Source organism: Luteibacter sp. SVR4-7G (assembly GCF_056755555.1).
The window spans coordinates 1-9,916 of record NZ_JBPGXO010000074.1 but is presented as its reverse complement, the minus strand read 5'-3'; the positions used below and the strand labels follow the sequence as shown (position 1 = coordinate 9,916).

The window sequence follows — 9,916 nt, the reverse complement described above, 5'->3', positions numbered from 1 at the left end:
CCCCCCCCCCCCCCCCCCCCCCCCCCCCCCCCCCCCCCCCCCCCCCCTTTTTTTTTTAGATGTGTATAAGAGACAGCCCCGATGGCGTGTGGGCGCCGGCCAACGACGACAACAAGTTCGACGGCCCGATGCGCCTGCGCGAGGCGCTGGTGAAGTCGAAGAACCTGGTCTCGGTGCGCCTGCTCGACGCACTCGGTCTGCGCTACGCCCGCGAGTACATGACGCGCTTCGGCTTCACGCCCGATGCCCTGCCGCAGAACCTGTCGCTGGCGCTGGGCACCGCCTCGGTATCGCCGATGAGCATGGCGCGCGGTTATGCCGTGTTCGCCAATGGCGGTTACCTGGTCACGCCGTACTTCATCTCGCGCATCGACGATCGCAACGGCAACCCTGTCTACGTCGCCAATCCCGAGCGTGCCTGCGCGGACTGCCAGGAGCGCCTGCTCAACCCGACGCCTCCGGGTCCGCCGCCCCAGGGATCCACCGCGCTGATTCCCGCCCGCCCGGCCACGGCCGGCAGTACCGCGGGAAGCGGCACGGGTGAGGCCGTGCTGCCGGCCGACGCGCATGCCGACGCGTCGGAAGCGCCGAAGCTTGCGCCGCACGTGATCGACGTGCGCAATGACTACCTCGTGACTTCGCTGATGCAGGACGTGGTGAAGCGCGGCACGGGCGCTGCCGCGAAGGCTCTCGGCCGCGACGACATCGCTGGCAAGACAGGCTCCACCAACGACCACCGCGACGCATGGTTCGTCGGCTTCAACGGCGACGTGTCCACGGCGGTATGGGTGGGCTTCGACGACTTCAGTTCGCTGGGACGCGGCGAGTTCGGCGCCAAGGCGGCGCTGCCGATCTGGATGGACTACATGGGCGCGTTCCTCAAGGACAAGCCCTCGCACATGCTGGCCATGCCCCCCGGCATCGCCACGGTGCAGATCGATCCCGGCTCAGGACTGCCCTCGCCCGGCGGCATGAACGAGATCATGAAGGTAGAGGACGTCGACCGTCTTCGCGAGCAGGCGACGCAAAAACAGCAGGAGGAACAGCAGGAACACGCCTACGACATCTTCTGACGCGCGCCGCGGCAGCGGCGCGCGCCTGGCACACGAACACACCACACGGGGGTGAGTCATGGCACGAGGCGAACACCACAGGATCCATGCCCAGGACCGGACGCAGCGCAATCGCGTCCTCGTCGCCCAGGAGGCGGCGCGCCTGATGAGCGAGCATGGCATCCGTGACTTCCACCATGCGAAGCTGAAGGCCGCAGAGCGGCTCGGCATCGTCGACACGCAAGCCCTTCCGCGCAACAACGAGATCGAGGACGCGCTGCGCGAACACCAGCGTCTCTTCCATGGCGATTCGCAACCGCAGGCCCTGCGGGCCCGGCGCGAAGCGGCGGTGGAAGCCATGCGTTTCCTGCGCGGGTTCGATACGCGGCTGGTGGGCGCCGTCCTCGAAGGCACCGCCGACGAACATTCGGCCGTCTGCCTGCATGTCTATAGCGACGATCCCGAAGCTCCGGGCCTGTTCCTGCGCGAGCAGGGCATTCCGCTGGAGACGCAGACGCGCCGCCTGCGCTGGTCGCCCACTGAGCAGAGCGAGCACACGGTGCTGCTGTTCGGCGCCGACGGCATTCCCTTCGACCTGACCGTGCTGCCGGTGGACGCCCTGCGCCAGGCGCCGCTGGACCGCGTGGACGACAGGCCCATGCGCCGGGCTACCCGGGCGATGGTGCAGGAGTTGCTGGCTGAGGAAGACATCGCGGCGTTCAACGGTTCGACCTGATCCGTCGTTCCTGCGCAAGCAGGAACCCAGCGACTTTGGCGGGCGATGCGGAAGTCGCTGGGCCCCTGCCTTCGCAGGGGCGACGAGCAAAAAAAGGCGCTCCTCTTGCGAGGAACGCCCCTTGGCCGGCAGCCTGTTTTGACACAAGCTGCTTCGCCGGGTTTCTCTTTAGCGCTTGTCGCCCGGAACGTAATCGCGGACGTCGGCGCCGGTGTAGATCTGGCGCGGCCGGCCGATGCGCGATCCCGGGGTTTCGTGCTGTTCGATCCAGTGCGAGATCCAGCCGGAGGTGCGCGCGATGGCGAACATCACGGTGAACATCTCGGTCGGGATGCCCAGCGCCTTGTAGATGATGCCCGAGTAGAAGTCGACGTTCGGGTACAGCTTGCGCTCGACGAAGTAGTCGTCCTTCAGCGCGGCCTCTTCCAGCTTCATGGCCACGTCGAGCAGCGGGTCGTTCACGCCCAGCTCGTTCAGCACCTTGTGGCACATCTCGCGGATGATCTTCGCGCGCGGGTCGAAGTTCTTGTACACGCGGTGGCCAAAGCCCATGAGACGGAAGGAATCGTTCTTGTCCTTCGCGCGCTTGACCGCCGTCTCGACCTTGTCGGCCGAGCCGATTTCCTCGAGCTGCTTGAGCACGGCTTCGTTCGCACCGCCGTGGGCGGGACCCCACAGGGCGGTAATGCCGGCCGCGATCGAGGCGTACGGGTTGGCACCGGTCGAACCGACCAGGCGGACCGTGGAGGTGGAAGCGTTCTGTTCGTGGTCCGCGTGCAGGATGAAGAGCAGGTCGAGCGCCTTGGCGACCACCGGATTCAGCTCCAGCGGCTCGCTCGGCACTTCGAACATCATGTGCAGGAAGCGGGTGACGTACTCGAGGTTGTTGCGCGGGTAACGCGTCGGCCAGCCGATCGAATGACGGTAGATGGCGGCCGAGATCGTCGGCATCTTCGCGATGAGGCGGATGGCGGCGAGCTTGCGGTCTTCCGGGTTATCGACGTCGAGCTTGTCGTGGTAGAAGGCCGACAGCGAGGCGATGGAGCCGGCGAGCATCGCCATCGGATGCGCGTCGTGGTTGAAGCCGCGCAGGAAGAACTTGAGGTTCTCGTGCATCATTGAGTGATGCGTGATCTCGTGCTCGAACTTCGCGAACTGGTCCTTGTTCGGCAGTTCGCCGTTGAGGAGCAGGTAGGAGGTTTCAAGGAAGGTCGACTTCTCGGCCAGCTGCTCGATCGGGTAGCCGCGATACAGCAGGACGCCCTTGTCGCCGTCGATGTAGGTGATGGCGCTCTTGGTGCTGGCGGTGCTGCCGTAGCCCGGGTCGTAGGTGAAGTAGCCGGTGTCCTTGTAGAGCGTGCCGATGTCGACGCACTCGGCACCGAGCGTGCCGCCGATGACCGGCAGTTCGCTCACGGGCTTGTTGGATTCATCGACCAATTTGACGGTTTTGGCGTCGGACACGGCGAGCTCCTCTTGTCTCTGTTCCCGCCGCCCCGGTGGACCGGGCGACGTTACGATGTTGGGAAACGCTGCCCTGGGGAAGGCATCGTACCGGCCGCTGCGTGCGGCCGAAGTTCCCCATTATCGCACAGAGCCCGTTCGAACGTCCGTTAGAGGATCGTATGGGCCGGACGCAAAAAGACACGGGGCAAGCCGTGGGCTCGCCCCGTGTCCTCGATCCTCGCGAAACGCCACCCCGCAGGCGGCGCGCGGATGTCGCGGTATTACTTCTTGCCGTAGCGCTGGCGGAACTTGTCGACGCGGCCGCCGACGTCCAGCGTCTTCTGCTTGCCCGTGTAGAACGGGTGCGAGTGGCTGCTGATATCGAGCTTGATCACCGGGTATTCGTTACCGTCTTCCCACTTCACGGTTTCCTTGCTGGACATCGTCGAACGCGTCAGGAACGCGAAGTCGGACGACAGGTCCTGGAAGACCACCGGCTGGTACTTCGGATGGATGTTCTCTTTCATGGCTTGAACCTGAGAAATAGCGGGGTGAAAAGAGCGGCATTGTAGCCAGCGGACCCGGACCGGTCAAGAAACGCCCAGCGCCCCGGCGATCAGTCCGGCGAAGCGGTCCTGGTCCACTTCGAGGACGATCCGGGCGTTGGCCCGGCCGCCCAGCCGCCGGTGCCAGTCGACCACGGTGGCGCCCCGGGTGAGGCGGCCGTCCAGCTCGATGCCCACATGGCGGGTTTCGGCGCGGACGACGATGGCCGGATCCAGCGCCACCGCCATGGCCAGCGCGTCGGCGGCGATGAAGCCGGTGCGCTCGTGCTCGGCGTTGAAGCGGCGGGCGGTGCCGAAGATCTTCTCGAAGAACGCGGCGCGGTGGTCGCCCGACGCCACCCAGCGCTCGTAGACCTCATCGGCGAAGGCATGGCGCACCGTCGCCTCCCAGTCCACCAGGTCGAACATCGGGAAGGCCTCGAAGACCACGTGCGCGGCCTCGGGATCGAAGCCGATGTTGAATTCCGCCGGCACCTTGCCGGTATTGCCGTGACCGGTGACCGCGCCGCCCATGATCACCAGCCGCTTCACGCGTTCCGGCAGGGCCGGGTCCAGGCGCACGGCCAGGGCGAGGTTGGTCAGGGGACCGAGGGCCACGAGGGTCAGTTCGCCGGGACGTTCGCGGGTCAGCCGCACCAGCGCCAGCGCGCCGTGCTCGGCTTCCGCGACGTGCGCCGGCTCGGGGAAACCCACGTCGCCGAACCCGTCCGCGCCGTGCACGAAGGCCGCGTCCTCATCGGGATCGCGAACCAGCGGAGAAGGACAACCGGGATAGACGGGCGTACGTGCGCCGATGAGTTCGACCAGGGTGCGCGCGTTGCGCACGGTATGGCCCAGACCGACATTGCCCGCCGCGACGGTCAACGCGACGACATCCGCGTGCTGGTGTGCCATCAGGATGGCGAGGGCATCGTCCACGCCGGGGTCGGTGTCGATCAGCAACGGAGCTTTGATCATCGGTATGGCTTTCCGTAACGGCCGCACAGCATACCGCCACGCGGCCGGTCAGGCACCTTGCGCGGCGGCTCCGGCGCGCGGGCTGAAATCCAAGCCAAGCTCGCCCGCCACCTGTTCCACGCCGGCGCACAGCGCCTCGAGGGCGGGCGTGCGCGTGGCGATGCGGGAGCGCAGGTCGAGGGTGCAGGCAAGCCCGGCTTGCAGCAGGTCCGCGTGCGCGACATGCAGGGTGTCGGCCTGCGCCTCGGTAAGCAGGGCCACGTCGCGAAGCGCGTCGATCAGGACGCTGCTGGCAGGGGTGTCCAGGATCGAGGGATAGGTCGACGCGTGCGCGAGCACCAGGCCCTGCAGGATGAATTCGATGTCGATCAGCGCGCCCCTGCCCTGCTTGAGGTCGATGCGCGCGGCATCCGAGCGGTCGCGCTCGCCGCGCCAACGCGCACGCATCGCACCCACTTCGTCGCGTACCCGGTCCGGGTCGCGCGGCGCGGCAAGGATGTCGCGGCGGATCGCCAGCAAGGCCTCGCCGAGGCGCGGATCGCCGGCCACGGGCCGCGCGCGCAGCAGCGCCTGGTGTTCCCAGGTCCATGCGCGGTCGCGCTGGTACGCCTCGAAGGCGTCCACGCTGGCGACCAGCAGGCCTTTCGAACCGTCCGGACGCAGGCGCGTGTCCACTTCATAAAGACTGCCCGCATGGGTCTGCGCGCTCAGCCAGTGCATCACGCGCTGCGCGAGGCGCTGGTACCAGCGCGTGCCATCCACCGGCCGCGGGCCGTCGCTCATCGCGTTGGCGCGCTTGCCGTCATAGACGAAGACGAGATCGAGATCGGAAGCGAACCCGAGTTCCTCGCCGCCGAGGCTGCCGTAGCCCAGCACGGCGAATCCGCTGCCCTCGCCCGGAAGGCGGCCGTGCTGCGCGGTGAGTTCACGGGTGGCGAGGGAGAGCACCGCCGCGACCACGGCTTCGGCGAGCCCGGCGAGACGGCGTGCCGTCGCCGGCGCGTCGGCGCGGCCGTCGTTGAACGCGAGGCCCAGGCGGAAGGCGATGCTCGAACGGAATTCGTTGATGCGCTCGAGCTCCCGCTCGGCGTCGCGCTCGTCCAGCGCGCCCAGGGTGCGCGCGATCTCGGCGGAGATGTCGGCGCGTTTCAGCGGGAGCTGGTCGATGCGCGGATCGAGCACGTCGTCGAGCAGGAGCGGCTGGGCGATCACGCGTTCGGCGAGGAAGGCGCTGTCGGCGAACACGCTGGCGACGCGGCGGCGCGCGTTCGGCTGTTCGTCGAGCAAGGCCAGGTACGAAGATCGGCGGGCGACGGCCTGCACCAGGCGCAGCAGGCGGTGCAGGCTCGCCGCGGGCGCGACGCTTTCATGCGCCGCCTCCATCAGCTGCGGCATGAGGCGCTGCAGGCGCTCCGCCGAACGCGCGGACATCGAGCGCACCGCCGCGGTGCGCGGCAGCTTCACGAGTTCCTCGGCCACGTCGCCGCCGGGCACGAAGCCCGAGGCCTCCATCATGCCGGCGGTCAGCGTCTCGTCGCAGGCGGCCTGCCATAGGGCGACATCGGCGGCCGGGGCCACCGCGGTGCTTCCCGCCTCGGGCATGAGCACCGCGGCGAATTCACCGGATACCGCGTCGCGATGCCTCGCCAGTTCCAGCGCGAGCTCGTCCCAGGACGCATGTCCCATGCCCAGGGCGAGGCGTTCACGCGACAGCGCATCGTCCGGGATGTCGTGCGTCTGCGCATCGCGCAGCATCTGCACGCGGTTCTCAAGACGGCGCAGGAACACGTACGACGCGCGCAACAACTTCGCCCGTGCGGCGGGAATGTAACCTCGCGCCTCGCAAGCGCGCAGCGCAGGCAGCAGGCCGCGCACGCGCAGTGCGGGATCGCGGCCGCCGCGGATCATCTGGGTGAGCTGGACGATGAATTCGATCTCGCGGATACCGCCCGGACCGAGCTTCAGGTTCCCGGCGAGGTCCTTGCGTGCGACCTCGGCGTCGATCAGCGCCTTCATTTCGCGCAATCCCGCGAAGGCGGTGTAGTCGAGATAACGGCGATACACGAAAGGCCGCAGCATGTCCTGCAGCTCGCGCCCCGCGACGCGGTCGCCGGCCACCGGGCGCGCCTTGATCCATGCGTAGCGCTCCCAGTCGCGCCCTTCGCGCTGGTAGTACTGCTCCATCGCTGAGAACGGGAGGGCCAGCCGTCCGGACTGGCCGAACGGACGCAGGCGCAAATCGACGCGGGCGCAGATACCGTCCACCGTAGGCTCGGCAAGGAGGCGCACCAGCTGGCGTGCCTCGCGTACGAAATACTCGCCGTTGTCGAGCGGACGGGGCCCGTCGGTGTCGCCTCCCGACGCATAGGCAAGCACGAGATCGATGTCCGACGAGAAATTCAACTCGTTGCCGCCAAGCTTGCCGAAACCCAGCACGACCATGCGCTGCGCGCTGCCCGCACGATCGCGTGGCTGGCCGTAGCGGGCATGCAGGGAGGACTCCGACCAGCGCAACGCCAGCTCGAGCAGCGTCTCGTAAAGCGCGCTCGTCGCCGAAAGCGTGTCGTCCAGTTCGTCCAGGCCGTTCACGTCGCGGAAGACGAGGCGCACGGCTTCCGCATGGCGGAAGCGGCGCAGCGTGGCCATGCAGCGCTCTTCGTCCGGCGGCAGGTCGAGCGCGCTGCTCCGCGTGGACGCGTCCGTGTTGGCGCGCAGCCGCTCCAGGCCGGCGGGCGCCAGCAGTTCCGGCTGGCGACGGAAGACGTCGAAGGCGAAGTCGGAGGCGAGGAGGGTGCGCCGGATGCGCTCGGCAACGCCCGCATCGTCATGCAGCGGGATGCGGGCGACGCGGCAAGCCGCCATCACGTCGGCATAACGGGCATCGATCAGTGCGCGGAGTTCGGGGCTTTCGCGCGGAGCCTGCGGGGAAGCATTCATGAGGCGGTCATTGTGCCTCACCTAACGCGCGGTGAACCGCGCCCGGAGGGCGGACAACGTGTTCATGTCCGCTGCGTTACAGTCCATGGCCCTGGGACGACAGGGATGTGACAAGAGGATGTTATGACTGTCGATTCAAAGCGTTGGCGAGACGTTACGGCGCGAGTGGCCTTACCGCTCTGCCTCGCCGTGGCTTTTGTTCTCTACACCGGCTTCCTCGACGGCAATCCTGGCGTGGCCAGCCTGGAGTGGGCGTCCCGCCCATGGCACCTGCTGGCCAACGCGTTTCCCGGCCTCCTGCTCGCCGGATTCCTGCTCGTCCTCACCCGCCGCGCGCTGTTGTCGTTCGGCATCGCCTTCCTGGCCCAGGGCGCCGTCCTGGTCGTCAGCGCCATCAAGATGAAAAACCTCGGTGCGCCGCTGCTGCCCGCCGATTTCCGCATGGTCGGCCAGCTCAGGAACGGCGGCTTCCACCTGCTTGGCGGCTACCTGCCTGCCAATCCCCTGCCCTACCTCGCGATCCTTGCCGCCGTGGCGGTCATCGTCCTGGTCGCACGTTACGAACCGCCGCTTTTCGCGCGCCGGACGCATGGCCGGCGTCTGGTCGCCGGCGTCGCCCTCGTGGCGTTGCTCGGCACGCTGCTTGGCGGCGTGCCCGCCTGGTCGGCCCTGTATGATAAGGATCGCCTCGGCCTGCAGCCCTGGTCCGCCGCGGGCAACGCCCATTACAACGGCGTCGTCACCACGATCATGCAGTTCCGCCTGCAGAACGCCGGAAAGAAACCGAAGGCGGATGCCGCCGAGGCCGGCCGCTTCATCGCGGACACGGACGGCGACCTGCGCCAGCACATGAAAGACGCCGCGGCCGCCAGCCAGCGGCAGACGCCGGACATCGTCGTGGTGCAGAGCGAGTCCTTCTTCGATCCGTCGGTCATCCAGGGTTTCGAGAGCGAGAACTTCGCACCGAACCTGCACCGCCTGGCCAGGCATGCGAGCACCGGGCGCCTGCACGTCCCCACCTTCGGCGGCGGCACCATCCGCACCGAATTCGAGGTGCTGACCGGCCTGTCGCTGCGCTACTTCCCGGACATGCAGTTCCCGTACCTGCAGATGCATACGAACGTGGTGCCGAGCATGGTTCGCACGCTGCGCTCGCACGGCTACGAGACCATCGCCGTGCACGGCAATGACGCCGCGTTCTGGAACCGCACCACGGCGTTCAAGTCGCTGGGCTTCGACCGCTTCATCTCCCAGCCCGACTTCCCGAAGGGTTACCGCAAGGACGGCGAGTACATGGCCGACAGCGCCATGACCGACGAGATCATGAGCCAGCTGAAGGATTCGGGGCCACCGCGCTTCGTCTTCGCCATCAGCATGGAAGCGCATGGTCCGTACGACAAATCGGTGAACATCGACCAGAAGGAGCGCGACGCGATCCCGGCGCCGGAAGGCGTCAGCGAGGACGCGAAGTTGCAGTGGCGCAATTACGTCTACCACATGCGCCACGCGGACGCGGAACTCGGCCGCCTCGCTGAACTGCTGAAACACCGCGAGCGCCCTACGCTGCTGCTCTTCTATGGCGACCACCTCCCGGCGCTCACCGAAACATTCGACAAGGTGGGCTTTGCCGGCGGCGGCAGCATGTTCAACCAGACGGTGCCTTACATCCTCATCGACGCGCACGGCGACGGTCCGGCACCGCAGAAGGAAGACCTCGCCGCGTGGATGCTGCCCGGCAAGCTGCTCGAACAGGCAGGCGTACACGACGACGTGTACTTCGCGCTGACGCAGGTAGTGGCACCGAAGCTCGCCGCGCTGACCCACGCGCCTGACGCACCCACGCCTGCGGAAGAGGCCATGCAGAAGTACACCGACATTTCGATGGGCAACGTGGCGATGCTTCGCCTGAAGAAGAAGCTCGACCCACTGATGGCGCAGTACATGACGCCCGACGCGACGACGGTTGCGCACCAGCCCGGCACCGAAGAAGAGAACGCAGCCGCCGGCGCCGCCCAATAATGTAGGAGCGCGCCGTGCGCGACCGCCTTTCGCGTCGGTTGGCCCGCTTGCGCGTGCCCATGTTCTAAGCGGCTTCGCCGCACGGAGCGTTGCCCGGGCTCGGCTTTCGCCATCGCGTTTTGCTTAGGCGTGGCGGCGAGTCGCCGGTGGCTGCCATTTTTTTCGCTAAGTCCTCGTCCGGCCTACGCCTCCCTGCGGAATCG

7 protein-coding genes are annotated in these 9,916 nt (G+C 67.5%); 3 read left to right on the top strand and 4 right to left on the bottom strand.

Annotated elements, in window-relative coordinates; translation table 11 throughout:
• The first annotated feature begins 86 nt into the window (after nt 1-86).
• Both ACR9ZH_RS18030 and ACR9ZH_RS18025 read left to right on the top strand, forming a co-directional pair.
• Nucleotides 87-1,073 (top strand): penicillin-binding transpeptidase domain-containing protein, encoded by a 987-nt coding sequence (locus tag ACR9ZH_RS18030; protein WP_481292142.1) that lies wholly within the window; start codon nt 87-89, stop codon nt 1,071-1,073.
• Between the two features lie 58 nt (nt 1,074-1,131).
• Nucleotides 1,132-1,788, top strand: a complete 657-nt coding sequence (locus ACR9ZH_RS18025; RefSeq protein ID WP_481292141.1) for a hypothetical protein — start codon at nt 1,132-1,134, stop codon at nt 1,786-1,788.
• Between the two features lie 168 nt (nt 1,789-1,956).
• Here ACR9ZH_RS18025 and ACR9ZH_RS18020 read toward each other — a convergent pair whose 3' ends face one another.
• From ACR9ZH_RS18020 to glnE, 4 genes are all read right to left on the bottom strand, one after another.
• Nucleotides 1,957-3,252 carry a citrate synthase gene (locus ACR9ZH_RS18020; protein ID WP_481292140.1) on the bottom strand — a complete coding sequence of 432 codons (1,296 nt, stop codon included), beginning with the start codon at nt 3,250-3,252 and terminating at the stop codon, nt 1,957-1,959.
• A 263-nt stretch (nt 3,253-3,515) separates the two neighbouring features.
• A complete protein-coding gene (locus ACR9ZH_RS18015; protein ID WP_072323753.1) occupies nt 3,516-3,761 on the bottom strand; it encodes a type B 50S ribosomal protein L31 in 246 nt (81 codons plus the stop codon).
• A 63-nt stretch (nt 3,762-3,824) separates the two neighbouring features.
• Nucleotides 3,825-4,757 (bottom strand): nucleoside hydrolase, encoded by a 933-nt coding sequence (locus ACR9ZH_RS18010; protein WP_481292139.1) that lies wholly within the window; start codon nt 4,755-4,757, stop codon nt 3,825-3,827.
• Nucleotides 4,758-4,805: 48 nt separating this feature from the next.
• Nucleotides 4,806-7,694, bottom strand: a complete 2,889-nt coding sequence (gene glnE, locus ACR9ZH_RS18005; RefSeq protein ID WP_481292138.1) for a bifunctional [glutamate--ammonia ligase]-adenylyl-L-tyrosine phosphorylase/[glutamate--ammonia-ligase] adenylyltransferase — start codon at nt 7,692-7,694, stop codon at nt 4,806-4,808.
• A gap of 123 nt (nt 7,695-7,817) precedes the next feature.
• Here glnE and ACR9ZH_RS18000 point away from each other — a divergent pair, with 123 nt between their 5' ends.
• Nucleotides 7,818-9,713 carry an LTA synthase family protein gene (locus ACR9ZH_RS18000; RefSeq protein WP_481292137.1) on the top strand — a complete coding sequence of 632 codons (1,896 nt, stop codon included), beginning with the start codon at nt 7,818-7,820 and terminating at the stop codon, nt 9,711-9,713.
• The last annotated feature ends 203 nt before the right edge of the window (nt 9,714-9,916 follow it).